The sequence below is a fragment of the Pseudomonas sp. IT-P176 genome (genome assembly GCF_949767245.1).
Taxonomy (GTDB): domain Bacteria; phylum Pseudomonadota; class Gammaproteobacteria; order Pseudomonadales; family Pseudomonadaceae; genus Aquipseudomonas.
On sequence record NZ_CATKPN010000090.1, the window covers coordinates 176,950 to 201,458 of the forward strand.

20 protein-coding genes are annotated in these 24,509 nt (G+C 60.9%); 9 read left to right on the forward strand and 11 right to left on the reverse strand.

What is annotated here, in order from left to right:
* Positions 1–27 precede the first annotated feature (27 nt).
* The 5 genes from ACM6IP_RS23555 to ACM6IP_RS23575 form a co-directional block, all read right to left on the reverse strand.
* Entirely contained in the window at positions 28–522 is a 495-nt protein-coding gene (locus tag ACM6IP_RS23555; protein WP_095165986.1) for a CS1 type fimbrial major subunit, read from the reverse strand.
* 62 nt (positions 523–584) lie between these two features.
* On the reverse strand, positions 585–1,328 hold the full coding sequence (locus ACM6IP_RS23560; protein ID WP_414862373.1) for a molecular chaperone: 744 nt from the start codon (positions 1,326–1,328) through the stop codon (positions 585–587).
* Positions 1,329–1,387: 59 nt separating this feature from the next.
* Positions 1,388–2,632, reverse strand: a complete 1,245-nt coding sequence (locus tag ACM6IP_RS23565; RefSeq protein ID WP_414862374.1) for a hypothetical protein — start codon at positions 2,630–2,632, stop codon at positions 1,388–1,390.
* Complete coding sequence (locus tag ACM6IP_RS23570) at positions 2,633–5,155, reverse strand: CS1-pili formation C-terminal domain-containing protein (RefSeq protein WP_414862375.1); 2,523 nt, start codon at positions 5,153–5,155, stop codon at positions 2,633–2,635. It abuts the gene before it with no gap.
* Between the two features lie 107 nt (positions 5,156–5,262).
* Positions 5,263–5,751 (reverse strand): CS1 type fimbrial major subunit, encoded by a 489-nt coding sequence (locus ACM6IP_RS23575; RefSeq protein WP_414862376.1) that lies wholly within the window; start codon positions 5,749–5,751, stop codon positions 5,263–5,265.
* A gap of 555 nt (positions 5,752–6,306) precedes the next feature.
* Between ACM6IP_RS23575 and ACM6IP_RS23580 the strand changes: the two genes are divergently transcribed.
* Together ACM6IP_RS23580 and ACM6IP_RS23585 are read left to right on the forward strand one after the other, a co-directional pair.
* Positions 6,307–6,882 carry a PadR family transcriptional regulator gene (locus ACM6IP_RS23580; protein WP_095165995.1) on the forward strand — a complete coding sequence of 192 codons (576 nt, stop codon included), beginning with the start codon at positions 6,307–6,309 and terminating at the stop codon, positions 6,880–6,882.
* Entirely contained in the window at positions 6,882–7,664 is a 783-nt protein-coding gene (locus tag ACM6IP_RS23585) for a siderophore-interacting protein (RefSeq protein WP_414862377.1), read from the forward strand. The genes ACM6IP_RS23580 and ACM6IP_RS23585 overlap by 1 nt, the downstream gene beginning before the upstream one ends.
* Before the next feature lie 120 nt (positions 7,665–7,784).
* Here the strand turns inward: ACM6IP_RS23585 and ACM6IP_RS23590 are convergent, their stop codons facing one another.
* Positions 7,785–8,450 carry a Pr6Pr family membrane protein gene (locus ACM6IP_RS23590; RefSeq protein WP_414862378.1) on the reverse strand — a complete coding sequence of 222 codons (666 nt, stop codon included), beginning with the start codon at positions 8,448–8,450 and terminating at the stop codon, positions 7,785–7,787.
* A gap of 9 nt (positions 8,451–8,459) precedes the next feature.
* On the reverse strand, positions 8,460–8,690 hold the full coding sequence (locus ACM6IP_RS23595; protein WP_095166001.1) for a VF530 family DNA-binding protein: 231 nt from the start codon (positions 8,688–8,690) through the stop codon (positions 8,460–8,462).
* A 279-nt stretch (positions 8,691–8,969) separates the two neighbouring features.
* Between ACM6IP_RS23595 and ACM6IP_RS23600 the strand changes: the two genes are divergently transcribed.
* Positions 8,970–10,352, forward strand: coding sequence for a carbohydrate porin (locus tag ACM6IP_RS23600; protein WP_414862379.1), 1,383 nt, complete (start codon positions 8,970–8,972; stop codon positions 10,350–10,352).
* Between the two features lie 224 nt (positions 10,353–10,576).
* Positions 10,577–12,985: a glucose/quinate/shikimate family membrane-bound PQQ-dependent dehydrogenase gene (locus ACM6IP_RS23605; protein ID WP_095166004.1), complete on the forward strand. Its 2,409-nt coding sequence runs from the start codon at positions 10,577–10,579 to the stop codon at positions 12,983–12,985.
* 339 nt (positions 12,986–13,324) lie between these two features.
* Here the strand turns inward: ACM6IP_RS23605 and ACM6IP_RS23610 are convergent, their stop codons facing one another.
* Positions 13,325–14,833 (reverse strand): Fic family protein, encoded by a 1,509-nt coding sequence (locus ACM6IP_RS23610; RefSeq protein WP_414862380.1) that lies wholly within the window; start codon positions 14,831–14,833, stop codon positions 13,325–13,327.
* A gap of 306 nt (positions 14,834–15,139) precedes the next feature.
* Here ACM6IP_RS23610 and lon point away from each other — a divergent pair, with 306 nt between their 5' ends.
* From lon to cmoB, 5 genes are all read left to right on the forward strand, one after another.
* Positions 15,140–17,569, forward strand: a complete 2,430-nt coding sequence (lon, locus tag ACM6IP_RS23615) for an endopeptidase La (protein ID WP_095166007.1) — start codon at positions 15,140–15,142, stop codon at positions 17,567–17,569.
* Positions 17,570–17,774: 205 nt separating this feature from the next.
* Positions 17,775–18,167 carry a protease inhibitor I42 family protein gene (locus ACM6IP_RS23620; protein ID WP_095166008.1) on the forward strand — a complete coding sequence of 131 codons (393 nt, stop codon included), beginning with the start codon at positions 17,775–17,777 and terminating at the stop codon, positions 18,165–18,167.
* 2 nt (positions 18,168–18,169) lie between these two features.
* Complete coding sequence (locus tag ACM6IP_RS23625; RefSeq protein WP_095166010.1) at positions 18,170–18,805, forward strand: lysoplasmalogenase; 636 nt, start codon at positions 18,170–18,172, stop codon at positions 18,803–18,805.
* Positions 18,806–18,948: 143 nt separating this feature from the next.
* Positions 18,949–19,692, forward strand: a complete 744-nt coding sequence (cmoA, locus tag ACM6IP_RS23630; RefSeq protein WP_095166012.1) for a carboxy-S-adenosyl-L-methionine synthase CmoA — start codon at positions 18,949–18,951, stop codon at positions 19,690–19,692.
* Positions 19,689–20,645, forward strand: a complete 957-nt coding sequence (gene cmoB, locus ACM6IP_RS23635; RefSeq protein WP_414862381.1) for a tRNA 5-methoxyuridine(34)/uridine 5-oxyacetic acid(34) synthase CmoB — start codon at positions 19,689–19,691, stop codon at positions 20,643–20,645. The genes cmoA and cmoB overlap by 4 nt, the downstream gene beginning before the upstream one ends.
* A 126-nt stretch (positions 20,646–20,771) precedes the next feature.
* Here the strand turns inward: cmoB and tadA are convergent, their stop codons facing one another.
* The 3 genes from tadA to guaA all read right to left on the reverse strand — a co-directional run bounded on the left by tadA (position 20,772) and on the right by guaA (position 24,439).
* Positions 20,772–21,269, reverse strand: a complete 498-nt coding sequence (gene tadA / locus ACM6IP_RS23640) for a tRNA adenosine(34) deaminase TadA (protein ID WP_095166016.1) — start codon at positions 21,267–21,269, stop codon at positions 20,772–20,774.
* Complete coding sequence (locus ACM6IP_RS23645; protein ID WP_414862382.1) at positions 21,269–22,645, reverse strand: multicopper oxidase family protein; 1,377 nt, start codon at positions 22,643–22,645, stop codon at positions 21,269–21,271. The genes tadA and ACM6IP_RS23645 overlap by 1 nt, the downstream gene beginning before the upstream one ends.
* 216 nt (positions 22,646–22,861) lie before the next feature.
* Positions 22,862–24,439, reverse strand: coding sequence for a glutamine-hydrolyzing GMP synthase (guaA, locus tag ACM6IP_RS23650; protein ID WP_095166018.1), 1,578 nt, complete (start codon positions 24,437–24,439; stop codon positions 22,862–22,864).
* Between the last annotated feature and the right edge of the window lie 70 nt (positions 24,440–24,509).

A 24,509-nucleotide genomic window follows, 5' to 3' on the forward strand; every position in this document is an offset into this window, starting at 1 on the left:
GGATTCCTGCTGTCGGACTACCGGACATCAAGGCGCAGCGGCGATGAATATCACTCGTACATTGCCGTAATAAACACCCGGTTTGTATCCGCCGGCGGGCACTTTCGGCTGGATCTCCAGCGGGAAGCGTCCACCGGCCATGGCCTGGGCTGCCGATACCACTTCGCGTGGTTGCGGATCATGGCTCAACTCCTGGCCATTGAAGCTGACGCGCAAATAGATGTTCTGCTCGTCGCGCCCGTTGGACAAATAGGGCTCGGCTTCCAGCCGTGCTTCGATCGCGCTGGTGTCGTGCTTGACGTCGAAGTTCTTGCGCAACCCCACCAGCGTTTTGCTGTGAATGTTCCATGGCAATATCTGTTCACGATGTATCCAGTCCGTTTCGGCCGGGATCACGTAAAACCCCAGCGTCGGTATGTCCACCGAGACCTCGAACCTGTGTTCTTCCCGCGCCGCGAACGCGAGGGAGCTCACCAGCGCCATCACGCCAGCCCACACGGCGATGGCCGATTGCTTGATCATGTCAGGTACCTGTTGCGTCAATTAATACCGCGAGCCCGTCAAGGCGACCCGCCCCAGGGGAATTACTGGCCGGCAACCTGCAGCACTTTTTTCGATGGGCCCTCGACCAGGTTGAAGCGGTACTCACGTCCCGGCTTCTTGTCGAACACGAAATCCTTGCCTGCACGGATGTGGTGCTTGGTGATGGGTTCGCACTCGTTTTCCTGTTTGATCGAGCAGTTGCGAAATTCGTCGACCACCACTGAAGCGTTGCCGTTGTTACGAATACGGTAGGTGCTTGCACCGTTCTCGATCACGCTGTCGTAACGGCTGTTGTTCGGCCGGACGAAGAACACCGTGCCGAACCCGGTCATGACGTTGACCCCGGCCGAAAGATTCTTTTTGTAATCCTCGCGCTCGTCACTGGACACCGCGAACTCGTCTTCCTTTTCCGGGACGACCGGGACAAAACGCACCCGAAAATAGCGTTCGTTGTCACGCTCTCCCATGAACAACAACCGCGTGCCCTGCATCCCGTTCGCCGGGATGATCAAGCGCGCCGGACTGGCCATCAATCCGTCACGGGACGTCGCATCCGGGTCACTCTTGACCGGCACTTCATTGGGGACGCCGTTGGCGTCGTAGACGATTTCCAGAATATTGACCTTGACGAAAGCCGTGCTGTCACCGCTGTTGAATACGCGTTTGAGGTAGGTACTTTTGTCGCCTTCCAGATAGTCGTAGACCGTCCCGACGTTAATCTGCGGCCCCGCCGAAACAGCCAGGGAAAAACCGCACAAACCCATCACTAGCAACAAACGCTTCATACCCATGAACCTCTTCACATTGAACACAACACACACTCCACGCTTCGATGCGCGCGCCATCAGATATCCGAGTCCCAGATCACATAGACACCGCCGGAATAAGTGCCTGCCACACCGGGTTTCAGCATGCTTTCCACATGCTGTGGCGAGATTTCGAAATGCAGGGTTCCCGGTGCCCGATCAACATAGAACCCAGGCTGAAATTGTTGCGCATTCTCCGGACTCGGCATCAATCGCAGGCGCCTGACCGGTTGCCCGGAGAGGTCGGTCAAGCCATTGGGCAGGCTGACACTGACAAACAGCGGCACTCGACGGTTCGCTTCACGATTCTCAAGCGCGCAATTGGGAAACAGGCCGATGCCACATATCAATTGCATCTTGAAACGCGACGACGCCGAGATGTTGAAGGTCTGATCGCGGAACAGGCTCACCGGCCTCCGCCCGGCCTGCAGCCAGCTCTGCCAGCCACCGGCGGGCACCAGCTGGATCTTTTCACCACCAGGAGGAATCTCGACTTTCAGGGTGTGCTGAACATCCAGCACGAAATCCAGGGTCAGGTCCGAATCGTTTGGAATCATGACGTCGCCGAAGTCGAAGTCACCGTTAGGGCCCAGGCTATAACTCAAGCTTCCGGTATAGAGCCCCGACGACATGCCCAGCGGTTTGGGCGTACGCAGTTCGTAGGCAAAATCCAGATAGCCATAGGTCATGGCAGGGATTGCAAAGTTGGCCACCTTGACGCAAGGGCGCTCATCGGGAGTTTTCCAGAAAAAAGCGTACGTTCTCGACCCGAAAAAACCCATTCCAGTGGTTGAGCAGGGAGGTGCTGGATACACCCAGCCTGCGCCTTTCCATAACCGATCGTGCCCTTCCCCCGCATTCGGAGCTCCGGTCAGATTGGCGGCCGTATCACTCAAGACATAATTGGAGCCAACGCCGGAAATACGTACCTCGACTGTTTCTCTTCCCCCCGTATCGGCATTGGTAACCGTCAATGAACGCCATCCTCCGGGCACTTTGAACATTGCACTGTCACGCGGTCCGGCATCGGCTTGAATTGCCTTGTTCGACTCGAGTTGTGTCATCAGACGGATACTGAATGTATCGCTATTGCTGCAGATAACCGGGTAGTACTCGCAGTACCCGGTGGACGGTGTCTTGTTGAGGAACGCGTTGCGCTGCGGATTCGCAGGGTCGGGGCGGAACAACGCCCTGATTTCCTGATTCACCGCCTCGGCCGGTGTCGCCACAAACAGCGCCAGCACGCACAGCAATTGCGGTATGCAAGTCTTGAGATTCACCATTTAACTGGCCTCCTGTCGAGTGAATGAAGCATCCGCCAACGTATCTGGCGAGCAGCGCAAATCGCCGATCATCAACACGTTGTTTTCACTACGATGCTTGTCGACATCAAGCCGGAACTGGCACAGCAACTGGTCGGCATAACGCACTTCCAGCGTCGGCGAGCCGGCATGCATTTCCATCGAGAAAAAGCCGTCGACTTCGCTGACCCCACGACTGGCGTGGTTGATCACGTGGTGCCCCTTGAGCGGCCGTCCTTGTGGGTCGACGAGGCGACCAAGTACGGTCAGGGTTTTCATCACGCGCACCTTGCGGTACTCCACGCCGCCCTTGTTCAGGTGATAGCGGGTGCGCGCCGGTTCGATGCTCGCCGCCGGTACGTGGTTGCCGTCGAAGTCGAAGCTCACCGAGCTGTTTCTGTACGCCGTGAGCGGAATGAAATTGCGCCCCGGACGCAAGGCTGCGCTGCCACCGCTGAGGTCGTCGGCGCGCAAGGCAATGCCGTCGATATCGGACTCGACGTCGACGATCATCCCCGCACCGCGCCCCTGATGCTGGCTGGTCAGCGCCATGCGTTGCGCACCGACCACCAGGGTGCTGTCGAGGTTCACGCCGCCAGTGAACTTGTCGTTGAACGATGAGCGCTGGATGAATCCATCGCCGTTGATGGCATCGGTACGAAAGTTCGCCAGGCTCGACAAGCCGACGCCATAGGTATCGGTGAGCGCGGTCACCGAGACACTCTGCAGCACGTGGTCTTGCAGGTCTTTGCGGTAACCGAACGAGGCGTTGTTGTCGCGGCTGCCATCACGGGCGGTGCGGCTGCCGATGCTGCCGGAAATCTGCTGGCCCGGACCGCCGAGCGCCAGGTTGATACTGAGGTCGACGCCGCGATTGCGCGCATCACCGCTGCTATAGCTGCCGGGGCGATCGAACAGCGACAGTCGCCAGTTGGCATCGCTGCCAAACAACTCGGTGCGTTGCGTCCAGCCCAGGTCGACACCCATACCTTCGACGTTGCCTTCACTGTGGGACACCCGCGCGTTGAGCGAACTCTTGCGGCTGATCCGGTGGTTCAGCGCCAGCGATGAATTGCTGGTCTCGCCGGTGAACACATTGCGTTGGCGCACACGGGTGCCGTCGGGCAGGGTTTCGTAAGTGTTGGTGGTGTCGAGCCAACTACGGTTGTGGCTGATCACCAGGCTGCCGGAGCCGTAGTTGTACAGCCCTTGCAGGTCTGCACCGGTGCCATGATCTTCGGTCTGGTACAGGTTGGCGTAGAGACTGACGCGATCGCCCAAGGTCCAGTCGATGGAGCTGCCGTACTGCAGCTTTTCCCGCACCTGGCGAGCCGACAGCCCGAGAATCACCCGTGGGTGCAGCAGGTAGTTGATCGAGGCCCCAGCCGTGGCATCGCCGCTGTCCTGTTCATCCCAATTGCTCAGCAGTTTGCTTTCCTGCCCGGCAAACAGGTTGTAGCGCCAGCGCTCCTCGTGGTTGCGCCAGTTGTTGGGTTTGTAGATCAGCTCCTGGGTGGTCGAGGTGATTTGCCCGTCCTCGATCAAGCGTACCTCTACCTCGTAGATCCCTCCCGGCAGCGGGCGCGTGTCGAGGGTCTGCAAGCCGGCCGGCACCGACTGCGTGTTGATCAGCAGGCCCTCGCGATAGATCTCCACGGACGCCTGGCGGTTGGCCGTGACATACACCGGATACACGCTGGGCTTGGGGCTGTCGATCGCCAGGCTGTCGGAGCTGCCGTACATCACGCCCACAGCGGTGTCCGGGCTGGTGCCGAACGAGCGTGGCTGGCGTGTCAGGCCTTCGGAGTTGGGAGTGAAGTAGCCCAGGCGCAAAAAACTGCCCTGCAGTTCGCGCTGGGTATAGAGCTCATGCACCGCGTGATAGGTCTGCTCATCCGGCCCGCCCAGGCGCGCCAGTTGCATATTGAACACTTGGCTCCAATTGCCCAGGCTGGCGCTGGCCTCAAGGCCAAAACGTCCACCCAGGTCTTGCTCCTGGCCGCCATTGAGATTGAGCTGGTTACGCACCATCAACCCGCTGCTGCCGCCTTCGGGCTGATCGTAGAAGTGTTTGGCTTCGCTATCGCGTTCGGCATTCTCGGTGACGATCGACAGCAAAGAGTTTTCCAGGTTGTAGTGCACCGCCAGCATCTGCTCCGGGCATTGCCCCGTGCAGGTGCCCAGCGCCACGCCGGACTTCAGGGTATCGGCCCAGGTCTCACGTTCGCCGGCACCGAAGCGACTCTCGCTGGTGTCGGTGAAATCGAGCAAGGTCACCCGGTCATCACGGGACAACACAATCATCGCCTCGCCCAGCGGTTGTTGATCAAGCTCGACCCGAACCGCCAGCGGCACATCGAAAAAATGTTCTTCGAACTCGGCCGGCAGGCCCTTGGCCTGTGCCAGCAAACTTCGCGGCGTGTAATCAATCGAAGTGGGCGCCGCAAATGCACTGCTACATAACAGCAGCGCGAGCGCCGCCGCGATGGGCGTCATCGGGAACATGAACGAATACTCTGATTACGAAAGGTTGAATCCCGGCCGACACGCGAACGCAGTGCCGACCGGTCACGTTACTTAAGCAAGTAAGCGCTTACCGCTATCGATCAAGTTCAAAGAGAAACCGGGAGAACGGCGTCAAACGTCATATTGACCGAGCCGTTGTAAGAACCAGCTGCAATGTTGGGGCTGACCGCCTTGATATTCAGTGGCGCACGGAAATTTACGTTCGACTCGGTTTCGCCGACCACCATTTGCGGAGTCGTGGAGAGGACGACACCATTGATTGCCACTTGCAGATTGATTGCGTTGGAACCGGAGTACAGTTGCGGCACGTTATCCAGACTGGCGTGTACAGAGCCATTAGTGTTGATCATGTCAAAGAAGCCATTGACCTCGCCCATTTTGCCGGTGGTTGGCTGATAGCTCATGTCCTGGTCCTTGTTGACCAAGTCAGGATCGGTCGGGACTACATAGAAGCCGTTGGTCGGCACTTCAGCTATCAGGCTGATCGAGTGACGGGCTTCACCGGCGGCAAACGCCATCGAAGAACTCAGAGCCAGAACAGCCAGGGGAGCAGCGAACGCGATTTTCTTGAACATCTTCAGTACCTGTCTTTTTAATAGGGTCGATGCAGTAAAAGCGACAACTGACTGGTGACCAGCCAAACGCCGAGATGGCGTTTTGTCTCAACTTTCAAAGCCAGCAAATCATCGAACATTTATTTTTAAAAGTAAGCAGGCAAGTTCCGTCCTTTGCGTAGCTGGAGTGCTATTCAAGCGGAAAGAAAAAACAATAAAAATCAAACACTCAGCTCAACAGCCGTCAGACTGAAACCACATACAGATTCTCTGGAAATCCCATACAGAGAGAACCAGCAGTGCAACTTCCGTAAGACTAATAGCACTGCCTTAATAAATAAAGGGGCAAACAAGTTAATTAGAGAGTTAGCACTAAAAACACCTGCGAACGCAATAAGGAAATTACCGCCGGCGCAGGATCGAGCCGTATCCAGGCGAGCACACGGCAAGCCTGGCAGATTCACAGGGGTGTCGATCAGAGGGGTTGCAGGCAGCCTGCGCCGTTGGTCCGGGGTGCTTGCTTTTTCTCAAAGATATATCTTAAGTTATGTCTAAACACGACGAGAGAAAGCAAAAATGAGAGACCATCATTCCCACCGCGAACACTCCGACGGCCGCGACGGCTTCGAAAAACGCCCGGGCCCCGGCCGCGAACGCGGTGGCCGCGGGCCCCGGGTATTTGCCCCTGGCGACCTGAAGCTGCTGTTGCTGGCGTTGATCGCCGAACAGCCCTGCCACGGCTATGACCTGATCCGCCAGATCGAAAGCATGTTCGATGGCGCCTATAGCCCCAGCCCCGGGGTGATCTACCCGACCCTGACCTTCCTGGAAGAAAGCGAACTGATCCTGGGCGACGCCGACGGCGGCAAAAAACGCTACGCCATCACCGACGCCGGCCGCCAGTCACTGGGCGAACAAGCGATTGCCCTGGACGGCGTGCGGATGCGCATTGAAGTCAGCAAGCGCTCGCTGCGCGGCCACGACCGCCCCGCCGAGATCCACGAGGCAGTGCACAACCTGCGCCATGCCCTGCAGATGCACCACGGCCGTTGGAGCCCGGAAGAAATCCTGCGGGTCCGCGACCTGCTCAACAACACCGCCAAGGCCATAGTCGATGGCCCGCAAGCACAATCGGTTCAGGAGAACGCGTAATGACTGAAGTGATCACCCAGACCATCCACCGCGTCATGCACCAAATCAAACGCCGCCGCCTGCAGGTACTGCGGGTAATCGACCTGACGCCGCGCATGCGCCGGATCACTGTTGGCGGGCCGGAACTGGCCGGGTTCATCAGCCTGGGCACGGATGACCACGTGAAACTGCTGTTCCCGCAAAATGCCGAGGAACAGGCGGCCCTGGAAACGCTCGAACTGGGGGCCAATAACGATCAGGGGCCAAAGCCGGCGATGCGCGACTACACCCCGCGCCGCTATGACCTGGACACCCTGGAGCTGGACATTGATTTTGTCCTGCACGGCGACGGCCCTGCATCGACCTGGGCGGCACAGGCGCAACCCGGCCAATTCCTGCACATTGCCGGGCCGCGCGGCTCGATGGTGGTGCCGGATATCTTCGACAGTTACCTGCTGATCGGCGACGAAACCGCCCTGCCCGCCATTGCTCGCCGCCTGGAAGGATTGGCCGCCAATCGCCGGGCACTGGTGGTGGTGGAAATCGAGAATGGCGCCGAGCAGCAAGAGCTCGACAGCCCGGCCGAGGTCGAGGTGATCTGGGTCTTGCGTGAAGGTGGCAAGGATCACCTGCTGGCCACCGTGCAGCAGCTGTCCCTGCCCGAGGGCCAGCTCTACGCCTGGATCGCCACCGAAGCCAAGGCGTCACGCCAGATCCGCCGGGTGCTGCTGGAAGAAAAGGGCCTGGATCAGCAATTCGTCAAAGCCGTAGGCTACTGGCAACTCGACGACAACGAACAGTAACGTCGCGAGCAAGCCCGCATCACACTGTGGGAGCGAGCTTGCTCGCGATGGGCGTCAACGATAACGCGCGCTCCCTGATTCCCCACGGCGGGCTCAGTTTTTTCGCGAGCAGGCTCGCGCCTACACACGTGATCCCCGTCGTGCGCGCCACTGATCCAACCCCAGCACCACCAACGCCACCACGACAAACCCGAGCAGGATCCCCGAGGCGTTGAGAAACACCTGGGGATAACCGAGCTTTTCCACATCCACAAAGGGATAAGGGTAAATCCCCAGCGAGCGCCCCCGCAGCAGGACATAGGCAAAGTACAGCAGCGGATAGATCGCCCACAGGCCGATATGCCCCAGGCGCAAGTGACCCTTGGGCACGCAACGCCACCAATAGAGCACAAACAGCAGCGGCATCACGTCGTGCAGCAACTCATCAGCGATCAATTGCCAACCCTGCGGGTGCCACAGGTGGCGCAGCAACAGGCTGTAGGCCAGGCCGACTACGCTGATGCTGACCGCGATGCCGCTGCTGACCCACGGCTGCAACAGAAACGTCCGTCCGCGAGACTGCTGGCTCGTGGCCGCACTGGTCAGCACTGCGGCCACCAGGGTATTGGTCAGTACCGTGAAATAACTGAAGTAGCTCACCAGGCCGCCGAGCAAACTGGCCTCGACACTCCAGCGGCCATAAAACACCAGGTACAGCTGGATGCTCAGGCCCAGCCAACCGAGTACGGCAGCCAGGCGAATGCACCGGCGTTCGACGGGCGAACCTCGCGTCAGCTCGACAGCCATGGACATTCCTTAGAGCGGGCGTTTGGTGCGCATCAGCTTCACATAGAGCTTTTCGACTTTCTCGCGGGCCCAGGGAGTCTTGCGCAGGAAAGTCAGGCTCGACTTGATGCTCGGGTCGCTCTTGAAGCAGCGAATGTCGATACGCTCGGCCAGCCCCGACCATTCGTAGTGTTGAACCAGCGCATTGAGGATCTGTTCAAGCGTCACGCCATGCAGCGGGTCAGTGGTGTGTTCGGTCATGCCGGGCCTTTGAACCTAATCAGGATGGGAAGGCGCGCACCTTAGCCGAGGGGGACAGCGGGTGGAAGGATTCTGTGCGCTCTGGGGTAAATGTAGGTCACCTGACCGGCCGCGTACGACTGTTACCAAATCCGAAAGGAAGCATGTCGAGAAAAGCCCTTTCTCTATTTGTAACAGATCATTATCCTTACGCCCTTAAGCTGAAACGCTTCCGCTGCCGGCCGCAGCTCTTACCCGCGCAGCTCACTCCCTTAGAAAAAGACCCAGAATTTCTTCTTTATGCCTTACTTGCAGATCTTCCGAGACAGCGCTGTCTCAACACCGGCTGCGCGCCGTAAAACCCTGAACCTGATCGGCGGCTTCACCGCCCTGGGTCTTGCCAACTGCGTTCAGGCCGCCCCGGCGTTCGATAGCCAATCGCCGTGGATGCTCGGCGACTGGAACGGCACCCGCACTGAACTCGCGCAACAAGGCTACGACTTCAAGCTCGACTACACCGGCGAAATGGGCAGCAACCTGCACGGCGGCTACGACCACGATCGCACTGCGCGCTACAGCGACCAGTTTGGCCTGGGCACCCACCTGGACCTGCAAAAGATCCTCGGCTGGGACGACGCCGAGTTTCAACTGACCATCACCAAGCGCAGCGGCAACAACATCAGCAACGACCGGATCAACGATCCACGGGTCGGCGGCTTCACCTCGGCCCAGGAAGTCTGGGGCCGGGGCCAGACCACACGCCTGACGCAAATGTGGTACCAGCAGAAATTCCTCGACCAGAAACTCGATATCAAGGCCGGCCGGTTCGGCGAAGGCGAGGACTTCAACAGCTTCCCCTGCGACTTCCAGAACCTGGCGTTCTGCGGCTCCCAGGTCGGCAACTGGGCCGGCGGCATCTGGTACAACTGGCCGGTCAGCCAGTGGGCACTGCGGGTCAAGTACCACCTGAGCCCGGAGGTCTACGCGCAGATCGGCGCCTATGAGCAGAACCCGTCCAACCTGGACAAGGACAATGGCTTCAAGCTCAGCGGCAGTGGCACCCAGGGCACCGTGGTCCCGGTGGAACTGGTGTGGACCCCGAAATTCAATGGCCTGCCGGGTGAATACCGCGCCGGTTACTACTACAGCAGCGCCAAGGCCAGCGATGTCTACAAGGACAGCAATGGCCAGCCCGCCGCCCTCAGCGGCGAGGCTTATCGCAGCTCGTCGAGCAAACATGGGGTGTGGCTGGGTATCCAGCAGCAAGTGAGCAGCGTGGCCAGCGACAACTCGCGCGGCCTGAGCCTGTTCGCCAACGGCACGATGCACGACAAGAAGACCAACGCGATCGACAACTACGTGCAGGCCGGCCTGGTCTACAAAGGCCTGTTCGATGCCCGCGCCAAGGATGACATCGGCTTTGCCATGGCCCGCGTCCACGTCAACCCGGCCTACCGCAAGAATGCCGAGGCCAGCAACCAGGCCCGCGCGGTGTTCGATTACGACAACCCGGCCTACCTGCCGCCGCAAGACACCGAATACAGTGCCGAACTCTATTACGGCGTGCACCTGACCAACTGGCTGACGGTACGTCCGAACCTGCAGTACATCCGCCATCCCGGTGGCGTGAACAATGTGGATGACGCGCTGATTGGCGGCATCAAGGTGCAGTCGTCGTTCTGACCCGAGCTACAAACCCTGTAGGAGCGAGTACCCGCTTGCGGCCCGCTCGCGATGGATCCGAAAGCTACGCGGGGTGTCAGGCACCCACCGTCATCGTTCACGCCCATCGCGAGCAGGCTCGCTCCTACAGGGATCACCGTTTTTATCTGAACCACGCCCGCGCACGATCGTCATCTACAGTGAACTTGCGCAAGGCTACTTAAAACGTCACGGAGAATCGCACTATGAGCACTGAAGGTGCTTCAAGTCCAAGCCGCCTGATGCCGAGCCTGCTCGGTATCCTGCTGCTGCTAATGGGCCTGGCCTTGTTGGCCGGGGGGATCAAGCTGAGCATGCTTGGCGGCTCGTTGTACTACCTGCTGGCCGGTATCGGCCTGGTGCTGACCGGCATTCTGCTGCTGGCCGGCCGTCGTGCAGCCTTGGGCCTGTATGCACTGGTGCTGCTGGCCAGTACTGCGTGGTCGTTGTGGGAAGTTGGCCTGGACTGGTGGCAACTGGTGCCGCGGCTGTCGCTGTGGTTCGCCCTCGGCATCGTCCTGCTGCTGCCGTGGTTCCGCCGTCCGCTGCTGCGCCAGGGCCCTGCGCCGCTGGGCACCGCCGCCTTGAGCGTGGCCGTGGTCCTGGCCGGCGCCGCTGCTGTGGGCAGCCAGTTCACCAACCCGGGCGAAGTCCTCGGTGAGCTGGGGCGCGACAGTGCCGACACCACCAACACCGCACCGACCATGCCTGACGGCGACTGGCAGGCCTATGGCCGCACCGAGTTCGGTGACCGCTACTCGCCGCTCAAGCAGATCACCCCGGACAACGTCGGCCAGTTGCAGGAAGCCTGGCGCATCCGCACCGGCGACCTGCCAACCGCCGGCGACCCGGTCGAGCTGACCAACGAAAACACCCCGCTCAAGGTCAACGGCATGCTCTATGCCTGCACCGCCCACAGCAAGGTGTTGGCGCTGGACCCGGACACCGGCAAGGAAATCTGGCGCTTCGACCCGCAGATCAAGAGCCCGGTGGGCTTCAAGGGCTTCGCCCACATGACCTGCCGTGGCGTTTCCTACTATGACGAGAACGCCTACGCAGCCGCTGGCGCTTCTGCGACCGTGATCTCCGACGCCGGCAAGGCCGTGGCCCAGGCTTGCCCGCGCCGCCTGTACCTGCCGACCGCCGACGCCCGCCTGATTGCCCTGAACGCCGACACCGGCAAAGTCTGCGAAGGCTTCGGCAACCAGGGCGTGGTCGACCTGACCACCGGTATCGGCCCGTTCACCCCGGGCGGCTACTACGCCACCTCGCCAGCAGCCATCACCCGTGACCTGGTGATCATGGGCGGCCACGTTACCGACAACGAGTCGACCAACGAGCCGTCCGGCGTGATCCGCGCCTTCGACGTCCACGACGGTCACCTGGTGTGGAACTGGGACAGCAACAACCCGGACGCCACCGAGCCTTTGCCGGCGGGCGAACACTACAGCCGCAACTCGGCGAACATGTGGTCGCTGGCCAGCGTCGATGAAAAACTCGGCATGGTCTACCTGCCACTGGGCAACCAGACTCCAGACCAATGGGGCGCCGACCGCACCCCGGGCGCCGAGAAATACAGCGCCGGCCTGGTGGCCCTGGACCTGGCCACCGGCAAGGTGCGCTGGAACTACCAGTTCACCCACCACGACCTGTGGGACATGGACGTTGGCAGCCAGCCAACCCTGCTGGACATGAAAACCGCCGACGGTATCAAGCCGGCACTGATCGCGCCAACGAAGCAGGGCAGCCTGTACGTGCTGGACCGTCGCGACGGTACGCCGATCGTGCCGATTCGTGAGATCCCTGTCCCGCAAGGCGCGGTCCCGGGCGATCGCACCGCACCGACCCAGGCCCGTTCGGACCTCAACCTGCTGGCCCCGGAACTGACCGAAAAAGCCATGTGGGGCGCCAGTCCGTTCGACCAGATGCTGTGCCGCATCCAGTTCAAGGAACTGCGCTACGAAGGCCAATACACCCCGCCGTCGGAACAGGGCAGCCTGATCTACCCGGGTAACGTTGGTGTGTTCAACTGGGGTGGCGTATCGGTCGATCCAGTGCGCCAGATGCTGTTCACCAGCCCGAACTACATGGCCTTCGTCTCGAAAATGGTGCCCCGCGCCCAAGTGGCGGCCGGCAGCAAGCGCGAGAGCGAAACCGCCGGGGTGCAACCGAACACCGGCGCACCTTACGCGGTGATCATGCACCCGTTCATGTCGCCGTTCGGCGTACCCTGCCAGGCTCCGGCCTGGGGCTACGTGGCTGGCATCGACCTGACCACCAGCAAAGTGGTGTGGAAACGCAAGAACGGCACCAGCCGCGACAGCTCGCCACTGCCTATCGGCCTGCCGATCGGCGTACCAAGCATGGGCGGCTCGATCGTCACTGCCGGCGGCGTCGGCTTCCTCAGCGGCACCCTGGACCAGTATCTGCGCGCCTATGACGTCAACACCGGCAAGGAACTGTGGAAATCCCGCCTGCCAGCCGGCGGCCAGGCCACGCCAATGACCTACACCGGCAAGGACGGCCAGCAATACGTCCTGCTGGTAGTGGGCGGCCATGGCTCCCTGGGCACCAAAATGGGCGATTACGTCATCGCCTACAAACTGCCGAAATAAGCTGCATCGGCCGTAACCAGAAGGCGACTACCGCAGGGTAGTCGCCTTTTTTGTGCCTACCCACATCACAACCCGTGTAGCAGCTGCCGAGCCCGCGAGGCTGCGTTCGGCTGCGCAGCAGTCGTCTGTATCGCCATCAAGACCTGGCGAGGACTGCGTCCTCGAACGCAGCCTCGCGGGCTCGGCAGCTGCTACGGGGGATTGGGGTACATCCGAGATCTAGGGTTTGGCAGAGGCCGCCATCGCGAGCAAGCTCGCTCCTACATAGGTGGTCGTTTCTCCGTAACTGATCGGCATTAGGCCGGTAGGCCGCCTCGGCTGCCAGGTTCTCAGGTACGTTCACGGTTGTGCAGCAGTGACCTCAAGCTGCTCCTGTTGCTCCAGTAGCAAGGCCTGCGTGACTTCTTCTATATAATCAAATACCGCTTCGGGAACCGTGTACCTGTATTGCTTGCGACGGTTAATCGAGACTGTCCCCCCTTGCGTCAGGCACATCATCACGAGGTTAGCCAGATCACTACCCCGCACGTCGTAGCGTTCATCGACCCGCTTTACGATCCGGTCATAGTTTTCGAGAAACGTAGTCTCTTCGCGAAGCTCGACTTCAAGGGCGCGCTTTGCCATTTCCAGCGTGAATGTGACGCCCGGGGTGGCATCCCAGTACCGATAGATGGCCGGGCTCCCGGTGAAGTTAAATGACAAGTTACCCTGATCGATCCACCTGACGTCCCAGAACTCCCGAGCCGGCCTGGAGAACTCTTGCAGGGTTTCAAGGTAGAGCCGCTCCTCCCGCTTCATCGCCACGGAGACGGGCAGAAGAAGACCGTTTTCCAATACCCCGGCACGGCACAACGTGTGGTGAATCAGAAAACGGGAAAGTCTCCCATTTCCATCCATAAAGGGATGATTCAGGACAAAGCCGAAGGAGATAATGCCGGCAGCGACCAACGGGTCGATATGGGTGGGTGCTTCGTTGGCGAACGCGGCCAGTTGATCCATCAGTTCGCGGCACAGCTCTGGCTCTGGAGGTACGTAGGTGACACCGGCCGCACCGTGAAAAGAGTTGGCCAGGTGGTTCTGCTCGTGACGGTATCCTGCCGCCATGTCGAGCGGATTCGATACCGTCGCGTTCTGCAGGCTTACCAGATAGTCCTCGGTGAGTGGAGCGCGCTCATGAGCTTGCTTCAAAAGCTGGATGAAGCGGCGCGATTTGTCTTCGCTGGGCTCCTCGCGCTCAATGGCGAACGAGTCCTTGGTTTCAGAGAGGTAGGCCCAGTTTATCGCCCGGTCCATCATTCCCGATGGCAAGTTCGCAATAAATTCGCGGGTGCGACCGAGAATGTCATGTTCGAGCAGAGCAACAATCTGGGGGGTCCGCTCGACCGTGGCGCAGTAGGAAAGTGTGCCCAGGCCATTAAACTCGATACGCCACCGAGAGTTCCGGGCCCCGGCCATGGTCAGGTACTGCTCTGGATCGAACAGGGGCATGAAACGCCCCTTTACCGGAGAGTGCTGCGCAATTTGTTCACCCGTGAAAGCTTCCCGCAGATAGCAAGCCTTGCGAATGTAGACTCCATTAGGTGACTGCCGCAGCTCGGCTTCAAGCGCTTCAACGGGTACTTGCGGGAGTGCCTGGGCCAGGATCCCCAGATTGACACCCTCGTGCTTCAAGGCAAACAGTACATGAGCCAGCAAGTCGACTTGCGCGGGTGCAATTGCAGGTGGTACCGCCAGAGTTTCACCGATCCGTTCAATCCGTGTCACTGGCTGCACAATCGCCGGTCGACGCAAAGGGAATGCGCAAAGCCGCAGCACTTGTTGGAGGCAGGCATAACCAACTGAGTTCATCGGCGCAAAATCCTCAAATCCGTATTAGCAGCACAGATTTTCTTCACTACGCAAAGAAAATCTTAATTCCGAGTAATTATCCATATTTTTTTTTAACTCACCACACAATCCTCTGACCGTCCACCCTATACAGAATTGAAATGACCTGCATTCCCAGAGCATGGGAACGATCAACCACGACGCTCGGTTCGCAGCCTTCAGGTAACAACCCGCTTACCAAACAAATCCCCCGCAAAGCGCTCCCACCATTGAAACCACCCGCCACCTGCCCCATCTAACTCCCATACCCCATTGCGCAGGTGCCCCATGAGCGACCAGCAAGCATTCCCCGAAGACCCCAGCGAATACGCCGACCCGGAACACGCCGAACACCCCGAACACCACGCCTCCTCCGGCACTGGCCTGGCCCTGCCCGGGCAGAACCTGCCGGACAAGGTCTACATCATCCCGATCCACAACCGGCCATTCTTCCCGGCCCAAGTCCTGCCGGTGATCGTCAACGAAGAACCCTGGGCTGAGACCCTGGACCTGGTCGCCAAGTCCGAGCACCACTCGCTGGCGCTGTTCTACATGGACACCCCCCAGGAAGACCCACGGCATTTCGACACCAGCGCCCTGCCGCTATACGGCACCCTGGTCAAGGTCCACCACGCCAGCCGCGAAAACGGCAAGCTGCAGTTCGTCGCCCAGGGCCTGACCCGTGTGCGCATCCGCACCTGGCTCAAGCACCATCGCCCACCGTATCTGGTGGAAGTCGAATACCCGCACCAGCCCAGCGAGCCGACCGACGAGGTCAAGGCCTATGGCATGGCGCTGATCAACGCAATCAAGGAACTGCTACCGCTCAACCCGCTGTACAGCGAAGAGCTGAAGAACTACCTCAACCGCTTCAGCCCCAACGACCCGTCGCCGCTGACCGACTTCGCCGCCGCCCTGACCTCGGCCACCGGTAACGAATTGCAGGAAGTGCTCGACTGCGTGCCCATGCTCAAGCGCATGGAAAAAGTCCTGCCGATGCTGCGCAAGGAAGTCGAAGTCGCGCGCCTGCAGAAAGAAATCTCCGCGGAAGTGAACCGCAAGATCGGCGAACACCAACGCGAGTTTTTCCTCAAGGAACAACTCAAGGTGATCCAGCAGGAGCTGGGCCTGACCAAGGATGATCGCAGCGCCGACGTCGAGCAGTTCGAGCAACGCCTGACGGGCAAGGTCCTGCCGCCCCAGGCGCAAAAACGCATCGAAGAGGAAATGAACAAGCTGTCGATCCTCGAGACCGGCTCCCCCGAATACGCCGTGACCCGCAACTACCTGGAGTGGGCGACGGCCGTGCCCTGGGGCGTGTACGGGGAAGACAAGCTCGACCTCAAGCACGCACGCAAGGTGCTCGACAAACACCATGCCGGCCTCGATGACATCAAGGACCGGATCCTCGAATTCCTCGCGGTGGGCGCCTACAAGGGCGAGATCGCCGGCTCCATCGTGTTGCTGGTAGGCCCGCCGGGCGTGGGCAAGACCAGTGTCGGCAAGTCCATCGCCGAATCCCTGGGGCGGCCGTTCTATCGTTTCAGCGTCGGCGGCATGCGTGATGAAGCCGAGATCAAGGGCCACCGTCGCACCTACATCGGCGCCCTGCCGGGCAAGTTGGTGCAGGCGTTGAAAGACGTCGAAGTGATGAACCCGGTGATCATGCTCGACGAGATCGACAAGATGGGCCAGAGCTTCCAGGGCGACCCGGCCTCGGCGCTCCTGGAAACCCTCGACCCGGAACAGAACGTGGAATTCCTCGACCACTACCTGGACCTGCGCCTGGACCTGTCGAAAGTGCTGTTCGTGTGCACCGCCAACACCCTGGACTCGATCCCCGGGCCGTTGCTCGACCGCATGGAAGTGATTCGCCTGTCCGGCTACATCACTGAAGAAAAAGTCGCCATTGCCAAACGCCACCTGTGGCCCAAGCAACTGGACAAGGCCGGCGTGGCGAAAACCAGCCTGTCCATCAGCGACAGTGCGCTCAAGGCCTTGATCGATGGCTATGCCCGCGAAGCCGGGGTGCGCCAGTTGGAGAAACAACTGGGCAAACTGGTGCGCAAGGCGGTGGTCAAGCTGATGGACGATCCGCAGCAAGTGATCAAGATCGGCCCCAAGGACCTTGAGGCTTCCCTGGGTATGCCGGTGTTCCGCAACGAGCAAGTGCTGTCGGGCACCGGGGTGATCACGGGCCTGGCCTGGACCAGCATGGGCGGCGCCACCCTGCCGATCGAAGCCACCCGCATCCACACCCTCAACCGTGGCTTCAAGCTCACCGGGCAACTGGGTGATGTGATGAAGGAATCGGCCGAGATCGCCTACAGCTACGTCAGCTCCAACCTGAAGTCGTTTGGCGGTGACCCGAAGTTCTTCGACGAAGCTTTCGTGCACTTGCACGTACCGGAAGGTGCGACTCCAAAAGACGGCCCTAGCGCCGGAGTGACCATGGCCAGCGCCCTGCTGTCCCTGGCACGCAACCAGCCGCCGAAAAAAGGCGTGGCCATGACCGGTGAACTGACGCTGACCGGGCACGTGCTGCCGATTGGCGGGGTGCGCGAAAAAGTGATTGCCGCACGCCGACAGAAGATCCACGAACTGATCCTGCCGGAACCCAACCGTGGCAGTTTCGAAGAATTGCCCGATTACCTGAAAGAGGGCATTACCGTGCACTTTGCCAAGCGTTTTGCCGACGTGGCCAAGGTGTTGTTCTGACAACTGTGTAACGCCTGGACTGACGCCATCGCGGGCAAGCCCGCTCCCACAAGGATTGCAGTAACCCTGTGGGAGCGGGCGCCCGCTTGCGGCTTGCCCGCGATGGCGGCGGTGCTGGCAACACCCATCTGGGCCTAACGGTCACATTTTGTCTCATCTTCGGTTATGCTCGCCGTTCGTCGCGAATTCCGGAGTGCCTGACTTGATGTCCCCCACCCGCCTGCTATTGCCCTTGAGCCTTGCCTTGCTGACGGCCTGCGCCTCGCAGCCGAAACAGAACCTGACCGTGGAGCAGCAGAGCCAATGCCCGGTGCAACTGCACAACGGGCAAAACCTGATCCTGACCTTACCGAGCAACCCGACCACGGGTTATCGCTGGGCGATCCAGGATTCGGCCGGCGGTGTGTTGCGGGCCATCAGCCCCGAGGTCTACACCAACCCGGAAAACAGCGGCCTGGTGGGCAGCGCGGGGCAATCGACCTGGCGCTTCCAAGCCTTCACCAGCGGTAACGGGCGCTTGCGCCTGACTTCACAGCAGCCGTGGGCACCGGAAGTCGAACCGGTAGAGATTTTCGACTGCGCAATCGTGGTGAACTGAGCATGGGCTGGCTGATTCTGGCGTTGATGGGAGCCGTCACGTTCCTCTACGGCTTAAGTGTGCATGCCGAGCTACTGTGCCTGCTGGTCAAGCCGCTGCCGGTGCTGGCCCTGCTGGGTTGGTTGCACGATGCACCGCCCAGCGACTACCGGCGCTGGGTCAGCCTGGGCCTGATCTTTTCCCTGCTGGGCGATGTGCTGCTGGCCTGGCCCGGCGACTTGTTCGTGTTCGGCCTCGGCGCATTCCTGGTGGCCCACCTGGCCTACCTCAAAGCCTATCTGAGCGATTGCCGGCGCCTGGCCCCTGGGCCCTTGCTCCTGGCGCTGCTGGTCGGCGCACTGCTGCTGGGGATCCTGATCGCCCATGGCCTGGGGCCGTTGCTGATTCCGGTGATCGTCTATGGCACGGCCATCAGCGCCATGCTCTGGCGCGCCCTGGCCCGCCTGGGCACCGACGTGCCGAAACGCTCGGCACTGTTGGCCGCTGGCGGCGCCCTGGCCTTCGTGTTCTCCGACAGCGTGATCGGCATCGACCGTTTTGCCATGCCCTTCGCGGCCGCGCCGTATGTGATCATCCTCAGTTACTGGCTGGGGCAATGGGGCATCGCCGCGTCGGCGTTCCACACACGAACGCGCTGAATTCATCGCGAGCAGGCTCGCTCCCACACGTACGGTGTTTAGCCTGTGGGAGCGAGCCGGGGCGCTTTATCAGACAAGCCGCGCATCTGCGCGCCAACTTGGCTAAAATGCCGGCCTTTTCCAATTCCGCCGCTGGAACCGCCGTGAGCAAAGAACCCGATCGCCTTTTCGCCCAGCCTTTGGCCCAGGTACCCGACTTCGCCTTTAACGAGGATGTGGTGCGAGTGTTCCCGGACATGATCAAGCGCTCGGTGCCGGGTTACCCGACCATTGTCGAAAACCTCGGTGTGCTGGCGGCGCAGTTTGCCCAGCCAGACAGCGTGCTGTACGACCTGGGGTCATCCCTCGGCGCGGTGACCCAGGCCCTGCGCCGGCACGTGCGTACGGACGGTTGCCGGGTGATCGCGGTGGATAACTCCGCCGCCATGGTCGAACGCTGCCGTGAATACCTCAACGGCCAGGACTCGATGTTCCAGGAACTGCTGCCGGTGGAGGTGATCGAGGGTGACATCCTGGCCCTCGAATTCAAGCCGGCCTCGGTGGTGGCGCTGAACTTCACCCTGCAGTTCATCGCCCCTGAACAACGCCTGGCCCTGCTCGGGCGTATCCGTCAGTCGTTGTTGCCCGGCGGCGCGCTGATCCTCTCGGAAAAACTGCGCTTTGCCGATGCCCAGGAGCACCAGCTGCTCGGCGACCTGCACATCGCGTTCAAGCGCGCCAACGGCTACAGCGAACTGGAAATTGCCCAGAAGCGCAGCGCCATCGAAAACGTCATGAAGCCCGACAGCCTCGAAGAACACACCGAACGCCTGCTGGCCGCCGGGTTCTCGAAAGTCGTGCCGTGGTTCCAGTGTCTTAACTTTGCCTCGTTGATTGCCTTGCCATGATTGATCTGTCTCCCCTCGCCCGCCGCCTGGCCGGCACGCCGCTGGCCGACTGGGCCAACACCCTGCAAGCGCAACTCGACGTGAAAATGGAGAAGGGCCACGGTGACCTGGAGCGCTGGCAAAGCGCGCTGGACGCCTTGCCGAAGATCCAGCCAAGCGAAGTCGATTTGCTCAACGGCCTGAAGCTGGACACCGATTGCGACGATGCAACCCGCGCGCAAATGCGCACGGCCCTGATGGGCCTTTCACCATGGCGCAAAGGGCCGTTCGACCTGTTCGGCGTGCACGTCGACACCGAATGGCGTTCGGACTGGAAATGGTCGCGGGTCGCCCCGCACCTGGACCTTGTGGGCAAACGCATCCTCGATGTCGGCTGCGGCAATGGCTACTACATGTGGCGCATGCTCGGCGCCGGGGCCGACAGTGTCATCGGCGTCGACCCCAACTGGCTGTTCTTCTGCCAGTTCCAGGCCGTGCAGCGCTACCTGTCCAAGCCCAATGCCTGGCACCTGCCGTTCCCGTTCGAAGACTTGCCAGCGAACCTGGAAGGCTTCGACACGGTGTTCTCCATGGGCGTGTTCTACCATCGCCGCTCGCCGATCGAGCATTTGCTGGCGCTCAAGGATTGCCTGGTCAAGGGCGGGGAACTGGTGCTCGAAACCCTGGTGATCGAGGGCAACGAGCAGCAGGTACTGGTGCCGGAAGACCGTTACGCGCAGATGCGCAACGTCTGGTTCCTGCCTTCGGTTCCAGCATTGATGCTGTGGCTGCGCCGCGCCGGGTTCAGCGACGTGCGCTGCGTGGATGTCAGCGTGACCAGCATCGAGGAACAACGCGCCACCGAGTGGATGAAATATCAGTCGCTGAGCGACTTCCTCGACCCGGATGACCACGGCAAGACCATCGAAGGGCTGCCGGCGCCAATGCGCGCGGTGATTGTGGCCAGGAAGTAACCCGATCTTCCTGACACAAAAAAACCTGTGGGAGCGGGCTTGCCCGCGATAGCGGACTAACATTCAACATCTTCGTTGACTGAAAGGGCCTCATCGCGGGCAAGCCCGCTCCCACAGGGTTAGTAGTTATTCTGAAGATTTAGCTCTGCGGGCCTTGAAGAACTCGCTCAACACCGTCCCGCACTCCTCGGCCAGGACTCCGCCTTCGTACAGCACCCGGTGATTCAAAAAGCCCTGGGTGAAAAACTGCCCCTGGCTCTGCACGATCCCGGCCTTGGGCTCCAATGCGCCGTATACCACCCGAGCGATGCGCGAGTGGACGATCAGCCCGGCGCACATGCTGCACGGCTCCAGCGTCACATAGAGCGTGCTGCCGGGCAGGCGGTAGTTGTTCAGGGCCTGGGCGGCGGCGCGGATCGCGACCATTTCGGCGTGGGCGCTGGGGTCGCTGCCACTGATCGGGCAGTTGAAGCCGCGCCCGATGATCTCCCCGTCCTGCACCAGCACCGCACCCACCGGCACCTCGCCGAGGGCCGCTCCCTGGGCCGCCAGCAGCAGGGCTTCGCGCATGAAGTGCTGGTCACGGCTGCGGTCGATAATGGCGCTCGGGCGAATCTGGCGCATCACTTCACCTCGATCGCGGCCATCAGGCCGGTTTCCATGTGGTCGATCACATGGCAATGGAACATCCACACCCCAGGGTTATCCGCCACCAGCGCCACTTGCGCGCGCTCGTTCTTGCCCAACAGGTAAGTGTCGGTGAAGTACGGGATCACCTTGTGCCGGTTCGAGGCAATGACCTTGAAGCTCATGCCATGCAGGTGGATCGGGTGTTGGTACTGGGTCATGTTCTTCAATTCGAATATGTAGCTTTGGCCTAGCTTGAGCGTAGCAATCGGTCGGTCGGCGCAGGTCTTGTCGGTGATGTCCCAGGCCTGGCCGTTGATCTGCCACAGGCTGGGGGGCTTGCCGTTTTCGACATTGACCGAGACCGAACCGACCCACTCGAAGTTAAAGTTGAGCTTCTGCGCAGTGGCTATGTCCGGCTCGGCAACCGGGTTGGCGGGCAGCGCCGGTGGCCACTCACCCGGTGCATCCGTGTTGGCCACCGAACGCAGGGTGCCCAGGCGCACCGGACCGTTACGCAGGGACAGCTCAGTGCCCGCGGGCGGGGCCTTGATCGCCAGGCAGATGCGCATGCCCGGACCGAGCCAGTATTCCTTGCCCAGCGGCCGCGGCTGTACCGGGTTGCCATCCAGCGCGTAGATCTGCGCCTCGACCCCCGGAATGTTGATGCGATAGGTCAGGGTGTTGTCGAGGTTGAGCAGGCGCACGCGAGTGATCTGCCCCGCGGGCAGCTCGATGACGGGCAACGGCACGCCGTTGATGGTCGACAGGCGCCCCGCTGTACCGCCACGCGCCGCTTCCCGGGGGATGCTGAACTCGACAAAGTTGCCTTGCTCATCGATGTGCCAATTTTTCAGGCTCAGGGTTTGTTCATACTTGAAGCCGGTAGGCTCACGCTCTTCGACAATCAATGGCCCGACCAGGCCGCGACCCAGCTCTTCGCTGCTGCTGACGTGTGGGTGGTACCAGTAGCTGCCGGCATCCGGCACGCGGAACTTGTAGTCGAAATACTCGCCCGGCAGCACCGGCAGTTGCGAGACGTAGGGCACGCCATCCATCTCCAGCGGCAGGCGAATACCGTGCCAGTGAATGGTGGTCGCCACCGGCAGGTGGTTGATGAAACGCACCCGCAGCCACTCGCCCTGGCGCACCCGCAGTTCGGTCCCAGGCGCCGAAGGGCCAAAGGCCCAGGCCTGGGTCTTGTGCCCGGGCACCAGTTCCACGTCCAGCGGCGCGGCAATCAGCTCGTAGTCATGCCCGGCATTGGCGTCCGCCACTTTCCCCAGCCAGTAACGCGATGCACCACCGGCCCCGACGCCAACCACTGCCAGACCGGCCAGACCACCGAGTATTTGTCGACGGGTAAAGGACATGGACTCAACTACCTCACGTATCTGCCGCAGGCCCAGGGCCCGCAAAAGGCGAATACGATACACCCGCAATTGTGAAAGAAACAGCAAAGCGGACGTGACCACGGGACGCAGGCAAATCAGACGAGCGCTCCCCACAACGCAAAAAGGCCGCATGAACACGAGGTCCACACGGCCTTTTTTGATACCGGCAATCAAGCCATCAAGGCTTGCGCGGGATCATTCCCACTCAATGGTCGCCGGCGGCTTGCTCGACACGTCGTAGGTGACGCGGGAGATGCCTTCGATTTCATTGATGATGCGGCCGCTGACGGTTTCCAGCAGTTCGTAAGGCAGGTGTGCCCAACGCGCGGTCATGAAGTCGATGGTTTCCACGGCACGCAGGGCCACGACCCAGGCGTAACGACGGCCATCGCCAACCACGCCAACCGATTTCACCGGCTGGAACACTACGAACGCCTGGCTGACCTTGTGGTACCAGTCGGCCTTGCGCAGTTCTTCGATGAAGATGTGGTCGGCACGACGCAGCAGGTCGGCGTATTCCTTCTTCACTTCACCGAGGATCCGCACGCCCAGGCCCGGGCCCGGGAACGGGTGGCGATAGACCATGTCGTACGGCAGGCCCAGTTCCAGGCCCAGACGACGGACTTCGTCCTTGAACAGCTCGCGCAGGGGTTCCACCAGCTTGAGGTTCATTTCTTCCGGCAGGCCACCCACGTTGTGGTGCGACTTGATCACGTGGGCCTTGCCGCTCTTGGCGCCAGCCGACTCGATCACGTCCGGGTAGATGGTGCCCTGGGCCAGGTACTTGATGTTGTCCAGATTGTTGGACTGGGCATCAAACACGTCGATGAAGGTACGGCCGATGATCTTGCGCTTCTTCTCTGGGTCGCTTTCGCCAGCCAGGTTGTTGAGGAACTGCTCTTCGGCGTTGGCACGGATCACCTTGACGCCCATGTTCTCGGCGAACATGGCCATCACTTGCTCGCCTTCGTGCAGACGCAGCAGGCCGTTGTCGACGAAGACGCAGGTCAACTGGTCGCCGATGGCCTTGTGCAACAGCGCGGCAACGACCGAGGAATCGACACCGCCAGACAAGCCCAGCAGCACGTTGTCGGTACCCACTTGGGCACGAATGTTGGCGATGGCGTCTTCGGCGATCTTCGACGGCGTCCACAGGGCTTCGCAACCGCAGATGTCGAGGATGAAGCGCGACAGGATGCGCCCGCCCTGCTTGGTGTGGGTCACTTCCGGGTGGAACTGCACGCCGTAGTAGCCGCGTTCGTCGTTGAACATGCCGGCGATCGGGCAGCTCGGGGTGCTGGCCAGGATGTGGAAGTCTTCCGGCATCTTGGTGACCTTGTCACCGTGGCTCATCCACACGTCGAGGCCGAACAGGCCGTCGGCGTCGATGTGGTCTTCGATGCCGTCGAGCAGGCGGCTCTTGCCGACCACGTCAACGCGGGCATAACCGAACTCACGCAGCTCGGAACCTTCGACCTTGCCACCCAGCTGTTCAGCCATGGTCTGCATGCCGTAGCAGATACCGAAGACCGGCACGCCCAGGTCAAACACCGCTTGCGGGCAGCGCGGGCTGTCGGCGACGTGCACGGACTCGGGGCCGCCGGCGAGGATGACGCCTTTGGGAGCGAACTCGCGAATCGCTTCATCGTCCATGTCGAACGGGTGCAGTTCGCAGTACACGCCGATCTCACGCACGCGGCGGGCGATCAGTTGGGTGTACTGGGAACCGAAGTCGAGGATCAGGATGCGGTGAGCGTGAATGTCGAGGGCCATGATTCAGTCTCGTCTTAGTAATTCAGAAACAGTCTTGATTCAGAAACAACTCGGGGCTGAATAAAACAGC

Coding starts and splice junctions, on each gene's coding strand:
- ACM6IP_RS23555 (WP_095165986.1), bottom strand. CDS start 522: ATGATCAAGCAATCGGCCATCGCCGTGTGGGCTGGCGTGATGGCGCTG.
- ACM6IP_RS23560 (WP_414862373.1), bottom strand. CDS start 1,328: ATGAAGCGTTTGTTGCTAGTGATGGGTTTGTGCGGTTTTTCCCTGGCT.
- ACM6IP_RS23565 (WP_414862374.1), bottom strand. CDS start 2,632: ATGGTGAATCTCAAGACTTGCATACCGCAATTGCTGTGCGTGCTGGCG.
- ACM6IP_RS23570 (WP_414862375.1), bottom strand. CDS start 5,155: ATGTTCCCGATGACGCCCATCGCGGCGGCGCTCGCGCTGCTGTTATGT.
- ACM6IP_RS23575 (WP_414862376.1), bottom strand. CDS start 5,751: ATGTTCAAGAAAATCGCGTTCGCTGCTCCCCTGGCTGTTCTGGCTCTG.
- ACM6IP_RS23580 (WP_095165995.1), top strand. CDS start 6,307: ATGAGAGACCATCATTCCCACCGCGAACACTCCGACGGCCGCGACGGC.
- ACM6IP_RS23585 (WP_414862377.1), top strand. CDS start 6,882: ATGACTGAAGTGATCACCCAGACCATCCACCGCGTCATGCACCAAATC.
- ACM6IP_RS23590 (WP_414862378.1), bottom strand. CDS start 8,450: ATGGCTGTCGAGCTGACGCGAGGTTCGCCCGTCGAACGCCGGTGCATT.
- ACM6IP_RS23595 (WP_095166001.1), bottom strand. CDS start 8,690: ATGACCGAACACACCACTGACCCGCTGCATGGCGTGACGCTTGAACAG.
- ACM6IP_RS23600 (WP_414862379.1), top strand. CDS start 8,970: ATGCCTTACTTGCAGATCTTCCGAGACAGCGCTGTCTCAACACCGGCT.
- ACM6IP_RS23605 (WP_095166004.1), top strand. CDS start 10,577: ATGAGCACTGAAGGTGCTTCAAGTCCAAGCCGCCTGATGCCGAGCCTG.
- ACM6IP_RS23610 (WP_414862380.1), bottom strand. CDS start 14,833: ATGAACTCAGTTGGTTATGCCTGCCTCCAACAAGTGCTGCGGCTTTGC.
- lon (WP_095166007.1), top strand. CDS start 15,140: ATGAGCGACCAGCAAGCATTCCCCGAAGACCCCAGCGAATACGCCGAC.
- ACM6IP_RS23620 (WP_095166008.1), top strand. CDS start 17,775: ATGTCCCCCACCCGCCTGCTATTGCCCTTGAGCCTTGCCTTGCTGACG.
- ACM6IP_RS23625 (WP_095166010.1), top strand. CDS start 18,170: ATGGGCTGGCTGATTCTGGCGTTGATGGGAGCCGTCACGTTCCTCTAC.
- cmoB (WP_414862381.1), top strand. CDS start 19,689: ATGATTGATCTGTCTCCCCTCGCCCGCCGCCTGGCCGGCACGCCGCTG.
- tadA (WP_095166016.1), bottom strand. CDS start 21,269: ATGCGCCAGATTCGCCCGAGCGCCATTATCGACCGCAGCCGTGACCAG.
- ACM6IP_RS23645 (WP_414862382.1), bottom strand. CDS start 22,645: ATGTCCTTTACCCGTCGACAAATACTCGGTGGTCTGGCCGGTCTGGCA.
- guaA (WP_095166018.1), bottom strand. CDS start 24,439: ATGGCCCTCGACATTCACGCTCACCGCATCCTGATCCTCGACTTCGGT.